Origin of the sequence: Kitasatospora sp. NPDC056184, assembly GCF_042268405.1 — a bacterium.
GTDB lineage: Bacteria > Actinomycetota > Actinomycetes > Streptomycetales > Streptomycetaceae > Kitasatospora.
This window is the reverse complement of the sequence record NZ_JBHJUI010000008.1, coordinates 73,405-90,925: the sequence shown is the minus strand read 5'-3', so window position 1 is coordinate 90,925 and position 17,521 is coordinate 73,405. Positions and strand designations below refer to the sequence as shown.

Genomic DNA, 17,521 nt, shown 5'->3' with positions numbered 1-17,521 from the left:
GAATCGCCGCCCCAACGGCGAGTGGAACCAGGACAAACCGAACCACTCGACGTATACGAGACATGATGTCCTCTCTCCAATTCAGGGCTTTTCGCGGGTATCCAGCCCATTGTTTCGAACAACCTGCCACATAATGCCGCACCGCCGCACCGCGGGGCCAGAGGGCCGGAGCTCCCAGTGCGTCATCTCTCTGCCAGTCATCGAGATGACACCGCAGGTCTGTGGACGGTGGTCGCGGTCGACAGAGACGATCAGTGCACTCCCCGGAGAGTCGGTCGAGAAGAACACGGGGGCAACAAAGCCAAACATGAGCACGACAACTTAGTTTTGACGGCAACGAATGCGCAGCAGCATTCCGATGGTCACCACCCAACGGGGCGCACCAGCCTAGTTGGCACCTATCCCCGGAGTCGACATGACCGAGCCCTACCTGCGTCACCACGACAGCCAGGCCCATGAGGGCCGGCGTGCACGCGTGTTCCTAGCCGCGCCGCTGATGCGGTTGACCGGGCCGGCGGACAGCGTGGTGACGCTCGCCAGCCGGACGCGGCTGACGACCCTTCGCACCACCCTCCTGCGCAGCGGCGCCGCCGTGTACAGCGCCCACCACAGCGACGCCTGGACCGTCGCCGGGCGCGCCCCCGAGCCGCGCGTGCCGTCGGACTTCCGCGCGCTGCAGTCCGCGGACCTGGTCTTCGCCTACGTCGGCGCGCCGCTCTCGGCCGGCGTGAGCCTGGAGCTGGGCTGGGCCTCGGCGCTGCGCAAGCCGATCGTCCTGCTCGTCGACGAGGCGATCACCCACAACCCGCTGATCGCCACCATCGAGCAGGTCGCCCCCGTCCTCCCGCTGGTCTTCGACGACACCTGGTCCCAGGAGGCCCTCCACCACACCGTGGAGACCGCCCTCGACTGGGCCGGCATGGCGCTCTCGCTGCGCGAGGGCTTCTGGACCGCCCCCGGCGAGCAGTTCACCGTGCCCCGTCAGCAGCCCCCCGCCGTCGGCCCGTCCGGCTACTGGCCCACCGGCGCGGCCACCGGCTGACCGCGGCTCAGCCGTCGCGGGCACCCCTCGCCCGCCGACCGGTCCGGTGCGGCCCCGGCCCGTCGTGGTCGCCCCGCATCAGCCAGCCGAGCTGGAACAGCGTGCGGGCGCCGTGGCGTTCGCGCAAGCCGGCGATGTGGCCGGCCACCGAACGCTCGCTCAGGCCGATCCGGGCGGCGACGGCGCGCTGGGTGAAGCCGCGGGCGAGGAGCCTGCCGATCCGGTCGGCCACCGGATGCGGACCGTCGGCCGACCAGTCGACGACGGCGGCGCGGCGCCAGTCGCGCTCGAAGGTGGCGACCAGCGCGTCCACCGTGGCCCGGTCGGTGATGAACGCGGCGGCGCCGTGGTCGGCCTGTGCGGAGACGACCGCGGTGGCCCGGTCGACGATGATCATCCGGTCGAACGCCTCGTCCAGCAGGCGGATCCGCGAACCGTGCGGGACCACCGTGCGCGCGTACTCGATCACCTCGGGCTGACGGCGCACCACGGGCTGGTAGATGGTGCGGATCCGCCGCCCGGTCATCAGCAGCGGCACGTCCTGGGTGAGGGACAGTCGGAGGGTGGCCCGCCGGCGGGTCCCCGGCTGGGCCGTCAGCAGTTCCTCCCGGCACTCGGCGACCAGCAGGGACAGCCGGTGCCGGATGGCCTCCGGGCCCTCCACGTAGGACGGCTCCGGGGCCGGGCGCCGGGTGGCGTCGAAGGCGGCGCTCAGCGGGGCGAGGGCGTCGGGCAGGCGCTCGGCGCGGACCAGCAGCCGGGTCGCCTCGGTGCGCAGGCCGGCGGCGCGGCGGTCGCCGGCGGTGCGCGGGCTGACGGCGGTGTACCCGCCCGCGGTGCGGACGAGCAGACCGCGGGCGACCAGGCCCGCCAGCGCCGCCGGGTCGGCGGTGAGCGGCGGGACGAGCCGGCCGCCGTTGGCGAGGGCGGTCAGGTAGAGGCCGTGTTCGGAGGGCGTGGGCTCATCCGTCGTCACGGCCGCCCCGCATCAGCCAGCCCAGCTGGAAGAGGGTCTGGGCGCCGTAGCGGTCGCGCAGGCGGGAGATGTGGGCGGCGACGGTGCGTTCGCTCAGGCCGAGGCGGGTGGCGACGGCGCGCTGGGTGAGGCCCCGGGCGAGCAGGCGGCCGACGCGCTCGGGGGCGCTGTGGGCGGGGCCCTGACTGAGGACCGCCGACCAGTCGGTGGCGTCGGCGCGGGACCAGTCGCGTTCGAAGGCGTTGACGATGAAGGCGATCGCGGCCGGGTCGGTGATGAACGCGGCGGTGCTGTGGTCGTCGGTGGCGGAGATGACCGCGACCGAGCGGTCGAAGACCATCAGCCGCTCGAAGGGCTCGTCCAGGATCCGGATCAGCGAGCCGCGCCGGGTGACCTCCTCGGCGTAGGCGAGCGCGGGGGGCTCGGAGAACGCCACGGGCTGGTAGATGGTGCGCAGCGAGCAGCCGCGCTGGAGGAGTTGGACGTCCTGCTGGATGGCGATCTTGAGCGCGTCCGCCGGGCGGGCGCCGGGCTGGGCGGTGAGCACCTCGGTGCGGCAGTCGGCGACCAGTTGGGAGATCCGGTGCCGGATGTGGATGTGGCCCTCGATGTAGACGGCGCCGCCGGAGCGCTCCGGCGGGCGGGGCATCGCGTCGTAGGCGCGGGTGAGGGCGTCCAGGGCGCCGGGGAGGCTCTCGGCGCGGACCAGCAGCCGGGTGGCCTCGCTGCGCAGTTCCGCACCGAGCCGGTCGCTGACCGAGCGGGGGCTGACGGCGGTGTAGCAGGCGTCCATGGGGTTGGTCATCAACAGGCCGATGGAGACCAGCCGGCGCACGGTGCCCTGCTCGGTCTCGGGGACGTCGGCGATGCGCATCCGGCCGCCGTCGGCGAGGATCGCGAGGTAGAGCCGGCGGGCGGCCTCGTCGGGCTCCCCGGTGGTCGCGGCACCGACCGTGCCGTCGGCCCCGACCGGGCCGCCCGGGGCGGCCGCCGGGTCCGCCGTCGCCTCGAACGTCACGTCGACCGCTCCCTGCCGGATGCTCTCGGGTCTCTGGCGCACCGCGCGCCGCGCGCGGTGGCCGGCGGTGATCACGGTACTGGGAACCGGCGGTCCCCCGGACCCCGGGTGCCGTCGCACGCGGGTCCGGGGACCGCCGGTGTACGCCGCGGTCCCAGCGCTCCCGGCGAGGCGGAGCAGCAACGCCTCGCCGGCTCCGGTCCCGGGGGCCATCACCACACATGGCGTCCCGGCCGGCGCTCTTCCCCCCGATATGCAGGCACGTGCGGACGTGCCGGTCGCATCCAGCAATGAAGAGCGAGTCGCCGTCATCGGGCTGCGATGGCCCGGACGACCTGGCGTGACTCCACCCTCACAGCGTGACGGCCGGTGAACAAGTGCCGCCCTGCTGCATGTTCTCGCAATTGCAGGAACCTGCACCGCCGGTGGGGCGCGTACCGTTGCGGCCCGCTTCCGCTTTCTGCGAAAGCGCAGGTCAGCGAGGTGGATCGGGGATTTTCCGACCGTCCGGCCGGTCGGTCGCGGAGTCGCGTGTTCCGGAACCCCGGCCGGTTCCCGGGGTCGGTCCGCCCCGGCGGGCCGGTCCGCTCCCGGGCTCGGTCCGCCTCAGCGGGCCAGCAGCCGCCCGCCCGCCAGCGCGGCCGCCGTGCCGCCCGCCGCGAGCGCCCAGCCGGCCAGCAGCAGGACGAACAGGCCGGCGGCGAGCGCGGTGAAGCCGGCGAACCCGGTGTGCCGGGCGAGCGCCGCCGCGCCGGTGACGCAGGTGCCGACCGGGAAGGTGAACGCCCACCAGGTCATCGCGAACCCCATCCCGGCCCGCCGGGCGCGCAGGTTGGCGGCCAGCGCGAGCAGCAGCCAGAGCATCGCCGCACCGAGCACCGCCACCCCGAACAGCTCGGCGAGGGCGCGCGCCGCGTGCGCCGACTCGGGCAGGACCGGGCCGGCGGCGTCGGCGAGCTGGTGGACGGCGGTGGTCGACTGGCCCAGCGGGCCGAGCACCAGGAACAGCGTCGGGGTGAGCGCCAGGGCCGGCAGCTTGCTGTGCACCAGTCCGGTGAGCACCACCGGCAGCAGCGCCAGGGTGGCGAGCAGCCCGATCCCGAACAGGGCCGCGCAGCCGTACAGCAGGGCCTCCCGGGCGGCTCCGGCCGGCAGGTGCGGGACCAGCGCCGGGCCGGTGGCGGAGGCGACCAGCGGGGCGACCACCGGCAGCAGCCAGGTCGGGTTGGCGGCGAGCGGGGAGACGCCGTGCCGGGTGATCATCAGGTACGGGATCCCGGCCGCGACGGCGAGCGCGTACAGCGTGCCGGCCGTCCAGAGCACGAGGTCGAGCGCGACGGCCGGGCCGGTGCCGACGACCCGGGAGCCGACGGTCAGGGTGCCGAGGCCGACCGAGAGCAGCGCCATCGGCGGGCAGCCGTAGAAGACGGCGGTGGCCGGGTTGTCCAGCAGCTGCTCGCGGGCGGCCGCCCGGTGCCGGGTGAGGTGGACGGCCCGGCCGGTGCCGAGCACCAGCAGGGCGGCCAGGGCGAGCGCCCACATCAGCTCGGCGAAGCCGGTCAGCCCGGGCCACCGGACCGGCAGGGCGGCCGCGCCGTTGGCGACGATCGCGGTGCCCATGACCGCCGCGTACCAGTTCGGACCGAGCTGGGCGAGGTCGAGGCGGCGGACGCGGGTGGACAGGCGTGGGCGGGGTGCGGTGCTGAGCAGGGTGGCCATACCCCCACCGTCGCCCGGGGCGGCCACCGCCGGTAGCGCCGCACGCTCTATGAGGGCATAGCCTGAACCTATGGCCCTTTCCCCGCGCGTCCCCGAACTCGGTGCGCTGGAGCTGCTGCTCGCGGTGGCCCGGCTCGGCAGCGTCGGCCGGGCGGCCGCCGAACTCGGGGTGAGCCAGCCGACCGCGAGCGCCCGGATCAAGGGCATGGAGCGGCAGATCGGCGTCCCGCTGCTGGAGCGCTCCCCGCGCGGCTCCCGGCCCACCCAGGCGGGCCGGCTGGTGGTCGAGTGGGCGCGGCAGGTGGTGGAGGCGGCGCAGGCCCTGGACGCCGGGATCGACGCGCTGCGCGAGCGCCGGGACGCCCGGCTGACCGTGGTGGCCAGCCTGACCGTCGCCGAGTACCTGATGCCGGGCTGGCTGATGGCGCTGCACGCGGTGAGCCCGGGCACGGCGGTGACGCTGCGCACCGCCAACTCGGCGGACGTGGCCGGCCACGTGCTGGCCGGGGACGCCGACCTCGGCTTCGTCGAGGGCCCGCTGCCGCCGGCCGGGCTGGCGGGCGCGGTGGTCGCGGCGGACCGGCTGGTGCTCGTGGTGGCGCCGGACCATCCGTGGGCCCGGCGCCGCTCGCCGCTGTCCGGGCGGGAGCTGGCGGCGACGGCGCTGGTGCTGCGCGAGCCGGGTTCGGGGACCAGGGAGGTGCTGGAGATGGCGCTGGCGCCGTACGGCGGCACCGCGCCGCCGCGGCTGGAGCTGGCCTCCTCCACGGCGTTGAAGTCGGCGGCGATGACCGGGGCCGGGCCGGTCTGCCTGAGCGAGCTGGCGGTGGTGGAGGAGCTGGCGACCCGGCGGCTGGTGGCGGTGCGGCTGGCGCCGGAGCTGGACCTGCGGCGGCCGCTGCGGGCGGTCTGGCCGTCCGGGCAGCGGCCGACCGGGCCGGCCCGGGAGCTGCTGGCGCTGACCCGGCGGACGGCCGGGCCCCACCAGGCGCGGATGGCGCAGGCCCGGGCCCTCCCGCCGGAGACGGCCCGCAGGAGCACCGCGGCGCCGGAACGCCCCGCGCTGCGGGTCCGCCCCGACCGTTCATCCAAAAGTTGAGCGGAATAGACTCAACTTAGTGCATGCTGTACCCAGCAGACATCACGCACGACGAGGGAGGACCCCCCAGCAGTGGACGCCAGCAAGTTCACCACCAAGACGCAGGACGCCCTGTCCGCCGCGATCCGGCAGGCCGGTGCCGTCGGCAACCCGGACGTCAAGCCGGTGCACATCCTGATCGCCCTGCTGGAACAGCCCGAGGGCATCGCCAGGCCGCTGCTGGAGGCGGTCGGCGCGGACGTGTCCCGGATCGACGCCGAGGGCCGTCGCCGGCTCACCGCGCTGCCCAGCGCGTCGGGCACCACCGTCGCCGCCCCGCAGCTGGCCCGCGACACCCTGGCCGTGCTGACCGAGGCCGGCAAGCGCGCCGACGACCTCGACGACCAGTACGTCTCCACCGAGCACCTGCTGGTCGGCCTGGCCGCCGAGGGCGGGTCGGTCGCCGAGCTGCTGGTGCAGCAGGGCGCCACCCCGAAGGCGCTGCTCGCCGCGTTCAAGGACGTCCGGGGCAGCGCGCGGGTCACCTCGCCGGACCCGGAGGGCACCTACAAGGCGCTGGAGAAGTACGGCACCGACCTCACCCAGGCCGCCCGCGACGGCAAGCTCGACCCGGTGATCGGCCGGGACCAGGAGATCCGCCGGGTGGTCCAGGTGCTCTCCCGCCGGACCAAGAACAACCCGGTGCTGATCGGCGAGCCCGGCGTCGGCAAGACCGCCGTCGTCGAGGGCCTGGCCCAGCGGATCGTGGCCGGCGACGTGCCGGAGTCGCTGCGCGGCAAGCGCCTGGTCGCCCTGGACCTCGGCGCGATGGTGGCCGGCGCCAAGTACCGCGGCGAGTTCGAGGAGCGGCTGAAGGCCGTCCTCAACGACATCAAGCAGAGCAACGGCCAGGTCGTCACCTTCATCGACGAGCTGCACACCATGGTCGGCGCGGGCGCCGGCGGCGACTCCGCGATGGACGCCGGCAACATGCTCAAGCCGATGCTGGCCCGCGGCGAGCTGCGGATGGTCGGCGCCACCACCCTGGACGAGTACCGCGAGCGGATCGAGAAGGACCCGGCGCTGGAGCGCCGCTTCCAGCAGGTGCTGGTCGGCGAGCCCAGCGTCGAGGACTCCATCGCCATCCTGCGCGGCCTCAAGGGCCGGTACGAGGCGCACCACAAGGTGCAGATCGCGGACGCCGCGCTGGTCGCCGCGGCCACCCTCTCGAACCGGTACATCACCTCCCGCTTCCTGCCCGACAAGGCGATCGACCTGGTCGACGAGGCGGCCTCCCGGCTGCGGATGGAGATCGACTCCTCCCCGGTCGAGATCGACGAGCTCCAGCGCGCCGTCGACCGGTTGCGGATGGAGGAGCTGGCCCTGGAGAAGGAGTCGGACCCGGCCTCGGTCGACCGGCTGGCCAAGCTGCGCCGCGATCTCGCCGACAAGAACGAGCAGTTGAGCGTGCTCACGGCCCGCTGGGAGCAGGAGAAGAAGAGCCTGAACCGGGTCGGCGAGCTCAAGGAGCGGCTGGACGACCTGCACGGCGCGCTCGAACGCGCCCAGCGGGACGGCGACTTCGAGCGCGCGTCCAAGCTGATGTACGCCGAGATCCCGGCCGCCGAGAAGGAGCTCACCGACGCCCAGGAGCGCGCCGCCGGCGAGGACTCCTCCGCCTCGATGGTCAAGGAGGAGGTCGGCCCGGACGACGTGGCCGATGTGGTGGCCTCCTGGACGGGCATCCCGGCCGGCCGGCTGATGGAGGGCGAGAGCGCCAAGCTCCTGCGCATGGAGGAGGAGTTGGGCCGCCGCCTGATCGGCCAGGCGGAGGCCGTGCAGGCCGTCTCGGACGCCGTGCGGCGCACCCGCTCGGGCATCGCCGACCCGGACCGCCCGACCGGCTCGTTCCTCTTCCTCGGCCCGACCGGCGTCGGCAAGACCGAACTCGCCAAGGCCCTGGCCGACTTCCTCTTCGACGACGAGCGGGCGATGGTCCGCATCGACATGAGCGAGTACGGCGAGAAGCACTCGGTCTCCCGCCTGGTCGGCGCCCCGCCCGGGTACGTCGGCTACGAGGAGGGCGGCCAGCTCACCGAGGCGGTCCGCCGCCGCCCGTACAGCGTGGTGCTGCTGGACGAGGTGGAGAAGGCCCACCCCGAGGTCTTCGACGTGCTGCTGCAGGTGCTCGACGACGGCCGGCTCACCGACGGCCAGGGCCGCACGGTGGACTTCCGCAACGCGATCCTGATCCTCACCTCCAACCTGGGCAGCCACGCGTTCAATGAACCGAGCCTGGTGGACCCGGCCACCCCGGAGGAGCGGAAGAAGGACCTCGTGCTGGAGTCGGTGCGGGCCGCCTTCAAGCCGGAGTTCCTCAACCGGCTCGACGACATCGTCGTCTTCGACCCGCTGGGCACCGCCGAGCTGACCCGGATCGTCGACCTCCAGGTGTCCCGGCTGGGCGACCGGCTGCGCGACCGCCGGCTCACCCTGGAGGTCTCCGCGGCCGCCCGGGACTGGCTGGCGCTCACCGGCTACGACCCGGCGTACGGCGCCCGGCCGCTGCGCCGGCTGGTGCAGTCCGCGATCGGCGACCAACTGGCCAGGTCGATCCTGGCGGGCCAGGTGCACGACGGCGACACCGTGCTGGTCGAGCGGGACGAGGACGGCGAAAGGCTCACCGTCCGTGCCCGCGGGCCGCTGGAGAAGTAGCCGCCCGTCACGCCCGGACGATCATGGCCCGGCCCCGGGATTCACCGGGGGCGGGCCGTGATCCGGCCATGCCCCTCGCGGTCGCTGCCACCCCTGTGAGGTGAGCCCCGGATGAGGCAGGATGGACTCGGAAGGGCGGCCTCTCATTGCCGACCACCACGTGCACTGAGGAAGAGGACCCCATGAGCATCGACCCGTCGTCCATCCCGTCGTTCGGCGTGCCCCAGGGCGGCCAGCCCGGAGGCCAGGGCGGGCGTCCGGCCGGCCCGCCGCCGATCATCGTCCCGGACCAGAACCTGGTGGGCCAGCTCCTCGACCAGATGCAGCTCAAGCACGGAGTCGACGAGGAGGGCGACCTCACCGCCCCCTGGGAGGGCTTCCGCGTCTACTACATGTTCCGCGGCGAGCAGAAGGAGCTCTTCGCGGTCCGGGCGTTCTACGACCGCCCGTACCCGCTGGAGAAGAAGGGCGAGATCCTCGACCTGATCGACGAGTGGAACCGTGAGACCCTCTGGCCCAAGGTCTACACCCACACCCACGAGGACGGCGTGGTCCGCCTGATCGGCGAGGCCCAGATGATCGTCGGCACCGGCGTCAACCTGGACTACTTCGTCACCACCACCGCCAACTGGACCCAGGCCGCCGTGGGCTTCGAGCAGTGGATCGTCGAGCGCCTCGGCCTGCAGGACGACATCGAGGGCGAGGACGGCGAGGGCAAGCCGTCCGACGGCACCGACCAGAACTGACCTCCCGGGGGACTCCCCCGCACGGCCCGCCACCGGCACCCGGTGGCGGGCCGTCGCCGTGCCCGGACGGGCGGCGGGGACCGGCGGCCGGAGCGGTCAGCGGCGGCGCCGGCGGTGCCGGTGGAGCAGGACGCCCAGGGCGGCGAGGAGGAGGGCGGAGAGCCCGACCCTCACGGGGGTCGGGAGGGTCCCCGACCCGGCGGCCGACGCCTCGACCGCCCCGGCGCCGCCGGGATCCCTCGGGAAGGTGACGGTGGCGCGCGCGGTGTGCTCGGCCAGGCCGCTCCGGAGCGTGAGCTCCACGGTCCACGGGCCGTCCGGCAGCCCCGCGTCCAGCGGGACGAACGCCTCCCCGGCGTCCCCCGGGGCCAGCGTGGTGCCCGCCTTCACCGGGAAGGGCCCGGCGCGTAGCCCGCCCGGCCCGTCGCGGAGCGAGAGCGCCCCGCCGATGTCCAGGGCACGGCCCCCCGTGTTGCGGACCCGGGCGTGGAGCTCCCCCCGCCCGTCGCGGGCCCTGGTCGGATAGAGCCGCTCGATCGCGAAGTCCGCGGGCGGCTCACCGCCGGGACCGACGTCGACGTACATGCGGACCCCGACCCGTCCCAGGATCGTCAGGTTCCGCGAGCGGTCCGCGGGAGCGGCCGTCTGGGCCCAGATGACGCCGTACCGCTCCCCGGCGGCGGCCTCCCCGGGGACCCGGATGGTGGTGCGCACGCGGGCCGTGGCCGAGGGCGCCAGATCGAGGTCCGTCGTGTCGAGCGACGTCCAGCCGGTCAGCTCGTTGGGGGTGCGCTCCGGTGCGAAGGTGAACTGCCCCTTCTCGATGCCGGCCGCCCCGGCGTAGACGCTGACGCGCATCGGCACGGACGACTCGTTGGAGACCTCCACCCGCCGCTCGACGGTCGAGCCCGGCGCGACGTGGTCGACGATGTACGCCTGCGCCCGGGGGTCGTCACGGCGGTTCTCCGGAGCGTCGAGCAGCTTGATGCCGATGCTCCGCTCCGCGGGGCCCGGCCGTGCGGAGGGCGTCGCGGGCTTCCCCGGGGGCGCGGGCGTCGGGGATGTCGCGGGCGTCGAGGATGTCGGGGGTGTCGGGGGTGTCGGGGGTGTCGAGGGCATCCCGTCCGCCGCTGCCGGGAGCACCCCGACCGCCAGGACGACGGCCGGCACCGCCAGCAGGACCCGGTACCGGCGCGCACCCCTCATCCGGTCACGCAACGGAGTGGGTCAGCGTTCCGGTGTAGATCCCGCCGATGGCGCCGGCGGGCAGGGCGACGGCGACCGTCGGGTTCCAGGTCGCGGTGTTGTCGCCGACACCGCTGCTCCCGGTGACCACCGCCTGCGGGGAGTTGCTCAGTGTCACGCTCGTCGGGGTGACGGTGATGGTGCCGGTCGTCGTCACCGTCCCGGGCGTGTAGGTCGCGCTGGTCGCCGGAATCGTCGACGGACCGTTGGTGAAGTCCGTCGACGACGCGGTCACCGTCCAGGAGGCCGAGAGAAGGGCGCGCAGGTCGGTGACGGTCACCGGCCCGATCGGCGCGCCGACCTGGGTGCCCGGCGCTCCCGAACCGAGGGCGGCGCTGACCGGCACCGTCATCGTCAGCGCGCCGGACGTGACGACGAACGTGAGCGTGGTGCTGGGGTCGAACGCCGCGACGGCGGTACCCGGCTGGACCACGGCGAGGGCGGCGGCCGCGGCCGCGACGGAGATGATTCGTAAGCGCATGACTGCTCCCGGGACGACGCCCGCCGACGGGCGTTCTGAGTGACGTGATGTCAGGCAAAAGCCGGTGACCGGTTCCCGCAAGCCGCGATCCGCCGCACTCCGCCAGAGGAGCCGTATTTCAGCCGGATCGCGGACCGGACCGCCCCGCCGGGACGCCGGGGACCGCGCGGCGCCCCGGGAGCTTGTCCGCGGCCCGCGGCCGTCGGAGGATTGGCCCGACCGCGATCTGTGAGGAGCCGTGATGGGTGCGAGGCCACTGTTGAACCGCCGACTGGCGGGCATGGGAACGACGATCTTCGCGGAGATGTCCGCCCTGGCCACGGCCACCGGCTCGATCAACCTCGGCCAGGGGTTCCCGGACACCGACGGCCCCGAGGAGGTCCGCGAGGCGGCCGTCCGGGCCCTGCGCGAGGGGCGCGGCAACCAGTACCCGCCGGGCCCCGGCGTCCCCGAGCTGCGGCAGGCCGTCGCCGAGCACCAGCAGCGCTTCCACGGCCTGACCTACGACCCGGACACCGAGGTCCTGGTCACCGCCGGCGCCACCGAGGCCATCGCCGCGACGCTGCTCGCGCTGCTGGAGCCCGGCGACGAGGTGATCGCCTTCGAACCCTTCTACGACTCGTACGCCGCCTGCATCGCCATGGCCGGTGCCGTCCGCGTCCCGCTCACCCTCCGGGCGCCGTCCTTCCGGCCGGACCTGGACGAGCTGCGCGCCCTGGTCACCCCCCGCACCCGGCTGCTGCTGCTCAACTCCCCGCACAACCCGACCGGCCTCGTCCTCACTCCCGACGAGCTCACCGCCATCGCCGAACTCGCGGTCGAGCACGACCTGTTGGTGGTCACCGACGAGGTCTACGAGCACCTCGTCTTCACCGGCGCCCACCACCCCCTCGCCGCCCTCCCCGGTATGCGCGAGCGCACCGTCTCCATCTCCTCGGCCGGCAAGACCTTCTCCTTCACGGGCTGGAAGGTCGGCTGGGTGACCGGCACCCCCGAACTGGTCGCCGCCGTCCGCACCGCCAAGCAGTACCTCACGTACGTCAGCGCCGGCCCCTTCCAGTACGCCGTCGCCGAGGCGCTGCGGCTGCCGGACGGCTACTTCGGCGACCTCCGCGCCGACCTGCTGCACAAGCGCGACCTGCTCGCCGAGGGCCTCACCGCCGCCGGTTTCCGGGTCTTCCTCCCCGAGGGCACCTACTTCATCACCACCGACATCACCCCCCTGGGCGAGAAGGACGGCATCGCCTTCTGCCGCACCCTCCCGGCGCGCTGCGGCGTCGTCGCCATCCCCAACGCCGTCTTCTACGACGACGTCGAGGCCGGCCGCCCGCTGGTGCGGTTCACCTTCTGCAAGCGGACCGCCGTCCTGGAGGAGGCGGTCGAGCGGCTGTCCCGGCTCTGACGGCCGGCGAGCCGGGTGCGCCCGGGTGACGCCACGCACCCGGAGCACCGACCTCTCGCGCGTTCTGACGAATCGTCAAATCCCCGGTGGGTAGCGGTTCTGCTACCCACCGGGCCATTCGCCGCCGTCTTCGCGGCAGGGCCCGGACCGGGCGGCGGGGCGGGACGGCGGGGGCGGTGCGCCCGGGGCGAAGGGGGTGGGGCGCACAGGACGTGCGGGCAGCGCGTGAACGGCGCAGACGGCGCGTGGGCCGGGGCGAGGGGCGCGCGCTGTGCATAGTCGCACACCGGGTCGATCAGAGCAGGGAAGCAGATGTGCTCGAAACGGTGAATGCTTGACAAAGTTGGGTAAATCACCGACGGACCCGGCGTATTCGTGCTTCTCTGCTGCTGAATCTCCAGCCGGAATCCTTCCTTCCACGGTCGGCCGCGCCCTGGACCGCACAGCCACGAACAGCCTCGCCTTTGCCTGGGCCTACTCGCTGCTGCTCGGCGGGCGCGCACGGAGCTGAAACGCGGAGCCGAGCATGCTCACCACTTTGCAGACCTCCTACACGGACACCCGCGCGGGTGACCTGGCCTGGTGCCTGGGCGGCGAACCGCTGCCCGCCCTCGCGGTCCGCGACCTGAGACTCGACGGCCCCGGCCACCCCGGCCCGTCCGGCACCCTCCAGCTGCGCCTGCTGGGCGCCTCCCACCAGGTGGCGATCGCCGCCGGGCCGGGCCGCTGCCTGGAGACCGTCGCCTGCCTGCCCGGCCGCCGCACGCCGCTGCCCGCCCGGGTGGCCAAACAGGTGGACGGCTGGGAGTACGAGTTCGCCGCCCGGATCGAGGCGCTGCCGCCGCACGACTTCGCCGCCCGCGCACAGGAGTTGCTGGCCCTGGTCGAGGGGCATCCGCGCGGTCTGGCCGGCGTCTTCCCCGGTGACCCCAGCGCCTTCACCGCGCTGGTCGCCCAGGGCGGGGCGGACCGGTTGCTCTGGCGCACCTGGCACGCCTATCCACAGGAGGGACGGCTGGTCTGCACCCGGTCCTCGCTGGTGGTGTCCCGATGACCGCCACCGACGAGCCGCTCATAGATCAGGAGATCGGCTTTCATTCGCACGCAGGAACGATTCGTCAACCTGCCATACCGCGCTGTCCTTCGAATGGGCGCAGCCGTCCGTCCCGCACGTCGCCTAGCGTTTGTTCGTGATCAATCATCCGGCCGGTCCGCCGCCCGCACAGCCGAGCCTCGACCTCGACGACGGCAGCCCGCCCCGGCCCGGGCGGAGCCTGACCCCGCTGCCGACCCGCCGCCGCTCCCGACTGCGCGCCCGCCCCGAACTCGCCCGGTTGACCGTCCTGCTGGCCGCGTTCGTCTGCGCGGCCTGCGGCCTCGTCTACGAGCTGGAACTCGTGGCTCTCGGCGACTATCTGCTCGGGGACTCGGTCACCCAAACCTCGGTCGTGCTCTCCGTCATGGTGTTCGCGATGGGCCTCGGCTCGCTGCTCGCCAAGCGGTTCACCCGACGGCCGGCCACCGCCTTCGCCCTGGTCGAGTGCGCCCTCGCGCTCACCGGCGGCCTGTCCGTCCTGGCGGTCTACTCCTGCTGGGCCTGGGTCGGCCACCACCGGGCCGTGGTGGTCGGGCTGACCTGCCTCATCGGCGTCCTCATCGGGGCCGAGATCCCGCTGCTGATGACCCTCGTCCAGCGGATCCGCCGCGAGGACGCCGGACGCGCCGCCGCCGACCTGTTCGCCGCCGACTACGTCGGCGCGCTGATCGGCGGGCTCGCTTTCCCGTTCCTCATCCTGCCCGTCCTCGGCCCCGGCGACGGTGCGCTGGTCACCGGCGCGGTCAACGCCGTCGCCGGGGGCGCCGTGGTGCTCTGGCTCTTCCGCGAGGAACCGGCGCCCCGGGTGCGGCTGCTGCTCTGGGGCGGCTGCGGGCTCGTCCTGGCCCTGCTCGCCGCGGCCGCCGCCTGGTCCGGCGCGATCGAACGCGCCGCCCGGCAGGCGCTGTACGGCGGGCAGGTCCGCTCCGTCAGCCAGAACCGGGACCAGGAGATCGTGCTCACCGGCCCCGCCGAGGGGCCGCTGCGGCTCTACCTCGACGGCCGGCTCGCGGTCTGCGGGCCCGACGAGTACCGGGGCAACGAGGGCCTGGTCCACCCGGCGATGGCCGCCGGGCCGGACGCCCGGGTGCTGCTGCTCGGCGGCGGGGACGGACTGGCCCTGCGGGAGGTGCTGCGGCACCGCGGCGTGCGCTCCGTGCTGGTGGTCGACCGCGACCCGGCGCTCCCCCGGCTCGCCCGCACCGACCCCGGCCTCGCCGCGCTCTCCGGCCGCTCGCTGGACGACCCCCGGGTGCGCACGGCCCAGGCCGACCCGCTGGAGTGGCTGCGCACCGTCCGCCCCGGCCCCGGGGAGTCCTTCGACGTCGTCCTCGCCGACCTGCCCGCGCCCGCCGACGGCGGGCCGGTGACGTTCCACTCCCAGGAGTTCTACGGCCTCACCACCCGGCTGCTCGCCCCCGGCGGGCGGCTCGCCGTCCGCGGCGGCGACGAGCAGCACGGCCGGAAGGGCCTGTGGCAGGCGGAGTCGGGGCTGCGGGCCGCCGGGCTGCGGACCGTTCCGTACGCGGTCGCGGGCAGCGCGACGGCCAGCTGCCGCCCGGGGCCGGAGGGCAGCCAGAGCTTCCTGCTCGCCGCGGCCGCCCAGCCGCCGCTCACCCTCGCCCCGGACGCGCCGCCGCCCCGCGCCCTCACCCCGGACGCCCTGCGCGCCTCCGCCGCCCGCCTCACCGCCCTCCGCCCGCTCCACCCTCCCGCCGCGCTCACCCTCCTCGGGCCGCACTGACGGGGGGAGGGAGGAGCGCCGCCGCCGGGCGGCCGCGGGGGCGGGGGTCCCGCAACCGCCGCACGGCCCTCGGGCCCCGCCCCGGGGACCCCTGCGGGAGCACGCGGGCGGAACGCCGACGGGGCGGTCGCAGGGGGCGCGTGAGCGGTGGAGCGCGGCGGCAGGTAGGGGACAGGGCGGGGCCGGGAGGGGGTTCGGTCGGTAGGCTCCGTGGCATGGAGCATGAGGTTGTCGTCCCGATGCCGGCCGGGCAGGTCCGGCAGGCCCTGCAGGATCCCGCGCTGCTGGCGCGTTCCGTGCCGGGGCTGAGCACCGAACCCGCCGCCGTCGGCAGTGGCGGGGCGGAGGAGATCGGCGGGCGGTTGAAGCTGCGGATCGGCACCTCCACCATCACGTACAAGGGCGTGCTCTCGCTGATCGAGGGCCGCGAGGGCGTGCTGACCGCGTTCGCCGAGGGGCAGGAGGCGCGCGGCGGCGGCGAGGCCACCGCGACCGTCCGGATCAGCGTCGCCGAGGGCGCCGCGGAGGGGACCGCGGTGGTCCGCTTCACCGGTGACCTGAGCGCCACCGGGCGGCTCACCGAGTTCGACGACGAGACGCTCGCCGCGGCCGGCCGCCGGCTGCTGGACCGTTTCGCCACCGCCCTGACCTCCCCGGACGACGAGACCGAGGCCGAGCTCGACGCCGAGAGCGACGGCGGGACCGGGAGCGGCGGCAGCGAGGACGACGCGGACAACGCGGACGCCGCGGGCGACCAGGACGGCGCGGCCGAGGAGGCCACCGTGGTGTTCCTGGAGAGCCGCCAGGAGGACCGCGAGGACGAGCCCGGCGACGACCTCGACGACGACCTCTCCGACCTCATCGCCTTCTCCGACGCCGACGCGGAGCGCTTCGGCCTCCCGCTCGGGAACGCCGACGCAGACGACGACGACGTGGAGGAGCCGGCCGCGGCCGAGGAGCCCGCCGCCGCGGCCGAGGAGGAGGTGTCCGCCGAGCTCCCCGCCGAGCTGCCGTTCGGCTACGAGCAGGAGCCGGTGCTCGGCGGCCCGGTGCGCCGCAGCATCGTCGGCCGCTCCGCCGAGGAGGTCGACCACGCCCCGCCGCGCGGCCCGTACGCGCCCGCCCTGCCCGCCCGCAGCGCCCGGGCCCGGGCCGCCACCCGCTGGGGCGGGGACGCCGGCGGCATCGTGGTGCCGGGCACCGGCGGCCGCAGCGCGGTGCCGTGGGTGATCGCCGGCGGCGGGGTGGCCCTGCTGGGCGGCGCGGTGGTGCTGGTCAGGGCCCTGCGGCGGCGCTAGCGGCCGGCTCGGGGCCGGGGCGCGGCCCGGGCGGGGATCCGAAGGAGAGGGCCTGGGCCCTCTCCTTCGGATCACGTCGGATCAGCGGGCGTCTCCCCCAGCCTTCGGCCGGGGGTACCCCCATGCGTGCGTGCATTGGCGGTGCGGAGGAGGGAGTCCATGCGGTGGGGGCACCTCCCGGCCGCCAGGCTGGGGGCCATCGGCGACCGACGACAAGCCGTCGAGGTGCGTGCTCCGGCGGCGCCCGCCCGGCGTGATCCGAAAGAGAGGGCCTAGACTGGACGCTCATGAGCAACGACCGCGACGCCCTGCTGGCACAGATCAAGGACAAGGCCGTCGTCCACGGCAAGGTCACCCTCTCCTCCGGCAAGGAGGCCGACTACTACGTCGACCTGCGCCGGATCACGCTGGACGGCCAGGCCGCGCCGCTGGTCGGCCGGGTGATGCTGGACGCCACCGCCCACCTGGACTACGACGCCGTCGGCGGGCTGACCCTGGGCGCCGACCCGGTCGCCGCCTCGATGCTGCACGCCGCCGCCGCGCGCGGCCGTGAGCTGGACGCGTTCGTGGTCCGCAAGGCCGGCAAGGCGCACGGCCTGCAGCGCCGGATCGAGGGCCCGGAGGTCAAGGGCCGCCGGGTGCTGGCCGTCGAGGACACCTCCACCACCGGCGGCTCGGTGCTGACCGCCGTCGAGGCGCTCCGCGAGGCGGGCGCCGAGGTGGTCGGCGTCGCGGTGATCGTCGAGCGCGGCGGCGCCGCCGCGGTCGAGGCCGAGGGCCTGCCGTACGTCACCGCGTACACCCTGGAGGACCTGGGCCTCTGAGCCCACCCCTCCCCCTCCGCACAGGCGAACGGCCGGGGGCGGGGGGTTTTTAAGGATAAAAAAACCCCCCCCCCCCAGGACCAACCCCCCGAGGCGCGCCAAACCCCCCCGGGGGGGCCCCCCCCCGCCGGGGCGGC

Annotated in this window: 14 protein-coding genes; 9 read left to right on the top strand and 5 right to left on the bottom strand. The window is 74.6% G+C overall.

Annotated features, from left to right (window positions below; all coding sequences use genetic code 11):
* The first annotated feature begins 415 nt into the window (after positions 1-415).
* Complete coding sequence (locus tag ACFC0B_RS17910; protein ID WP_344335757.1) at positions 416-1,042, top strand: hypothetical protein; 627 nt, start codon at positions 416-418, stop codon at positions 1,040-1,042.
* A 7-nt stretch (positions 1,043-1,049) separates the two neighbouring features.
* On the opposite strand, the gene ACFC0B_RS17905 is transcribed toward ACFC0B_RS17910, so the two are convergent.
* The 3 genes from ACFC0B_RS17905 to ACFC0B_RS17895 all read right to left on the bottom strand — a co-directional run bounded on the left by ACFC0B_RS17905 (position 1,050) and on the right by ACFC0B_RS17895 (position 4,755).
* Positions 1,050-2,018, bottom strand: a complete 969-nt coding sequence (locus ACFC0B_RS17905; protein ID WP_376086766.1) for a LuxR family transcriptional regulator — start codon at positions 2,016-2,018, stop codon at positions 1,050-1,052.
* Positions 2,005-3,036 carry a LuxR C-terminal-related transcriptional regulator gene (locus ACFC0B_RS17900; protein WP_376086765.1) on the bottom strand — a complete coding sequence of 344 codons (1,032 nt, stop codon included), beginning with the start codon at positions 3,034-3,036 and terminating at the stop codon, positions 2,005-2,007. The genes ACFC0B_RS17905 and ACFC0B_RS17900 overlap by 14 nt, the downstream gene beginning before the upstream one ends.
* Before the next feature lie 606 nt (positions 3,037-3,642).
* Complete coding sequence (locus tag ACFC0B_RS17895; RefSeq protein ID WP_376086764.1) at positions 3,643-4,755, bottom strand: TDT family transporter; 1,113 nt, start codon at positions 4,753-4,755, stop codon at positions 3,643-3,645.
* A gap of 70 nt (positions 4,756-4,825) precedes the next feature.
* Between ACFC0B_RS17895 and ACFC0B_RS17890 the strand changes: the two genes are divergently transcribed.
* The 3 genes from ACFC0B_RS17890 (at position 4,826) to ACFC0B_RS17880 (ending at position 9,294) form a co-directional block, all read left to right on the top strand.
* Positions 4,826-5,854 (top strand): LysR family transcriptional regulator, encoded by a 1,029-nt coding sequence (locus ACFC0B_RS17890; protein WP_376086763.1) that lies wholly within the window; start codon positions 4,826-4,828, stop codon positions 5,852-5,854.
* Between the two features lie 72 nt (positions 5,855-5,926).
* Positions 5,927-8,548, top strand: a complete 2,622-nt coding sequence (gene clpB, locus ACFC0B_RS17885) for an ATP-dependent chaperone ClpB (protein WP_376086762.1) — start codon at positions 5,927-5,929, stop codon at positions 8,546-8,548.
* Positions 8,549-8,730: 182 nt separating this feature from the next.
* Positions 8,731-9,294 carry a YbjN domain-containing protein gene (locus tag ACFC0B_RS17880; RefSeq protein ID WP_376086761.1) on the top strand — a complete coding sequence of 188 codons (564 nt, stop codon included), beginning with the start codon at positions 8,731-8,733 and terminating at the stop codon, positions 9,292-9,294.
* Between the two features lie 96 nt (positions 9,295-9,390).
* Here the strand turns inward: ACFC0B_RS17880 and ACFC0B_RS17875 are convergent, their stop codons facing one another.
* Together ACFC0B_RS17875 and ACFC0B_RS17870 are read right to left on the bottom strand one after the other, a co-directional pair.
* Complete coding sequence (locus ACFC0B_RS17875) at positions 9,391-10,500, bottom strand: peptidase (protein ID WP_376086760.1); 1,110 nt, start codon at positions 10,498-10,500, stop codon at positions 9,391-9,393.
* Positions 10,501-10,504: 4 nt separating this feature from the next.
* Positions 10,505-11,020, bottom strand: a complete 516-nt coding sequence (locus ACFC0B_RS17870) for a hypothetical protein (RefSeq protein ID WP_376086759.1) — start codon at positions 11,018-11,020, stop codon at positions 10,505-10,507.
* Positions 11,021-11,261: 241 nt separating this feature from the next.
* Between ACFC0B_RS17870 and ACFC0B_RS17865 the strand changes: the two genes are divergently transcribed.
* From ACFC0B_RS17865 to pyrE, 5 genes are all read left to right on the top strand, one after another.
* Positions 11,262-12,422, top strand: coding sequence for a pyridoxal phosphate-dependent aminotransferase (locus ACFC0B_RS17865; RefSeq protein WP_376086758.1), 1,161 nt, complete (start codon positions 11,262-11,264; stop codon positions 12,420-12,422).
* A 526-nt stretch (positions 12,423-12,948) separates the two neighbouring features.
* The gene (locus ACFC0B_RS17860; RefSeq protein ID WP_376086757.1) at positions 12,949-13,476 is read left to right on the top strand and encodes a DUF2617 family protein; all 528 of its coding nucleotides are present in this window, start codon (positions 12,949-12,951) and stop codon (positions 13,474-13,476) included.
* Positions 13,477-13,612: 136 nt separating this feature from the next.
* A complete protein-coding gene (locus ACFC0B_RS17855; protein ID WP_376086756.1) occupies positions 13,613-15,262 on the top strand; it encodes a spermidine synthase in 1,650 nt (549 codons plus the stop codon).
* Positions 15,263-15,477: 215 nt separating this feature from the next.
* The gene (locus tag ACFC0B_RS17850; RefSeq protein ID WP_376086755.1) at positions 15,478-16,560 is read left to right on the top strand and encodes a hypothetical protein; all 1,083 of its coding nucleotides are present in this window, start codon (positions 15,478-15,480) and stop codon (positions 16,558-16,560) included.
* A 287-nt stretch (positions 16,561-16,847) separates the two neighbouring features.
* Positions 16,848-17,384, top strand: a complete 537-nt coding sequence (gene pyrE / locus ACFC0B_RS17845; protein ID WP_376086754.1) for an orotate phosphoribosyltransferase — start codon at positions 16,848-16,850, stop codon at positions 17,382-17,384.
* Positions 17,385-17,521: the final 137 nt, after the last annotated feature.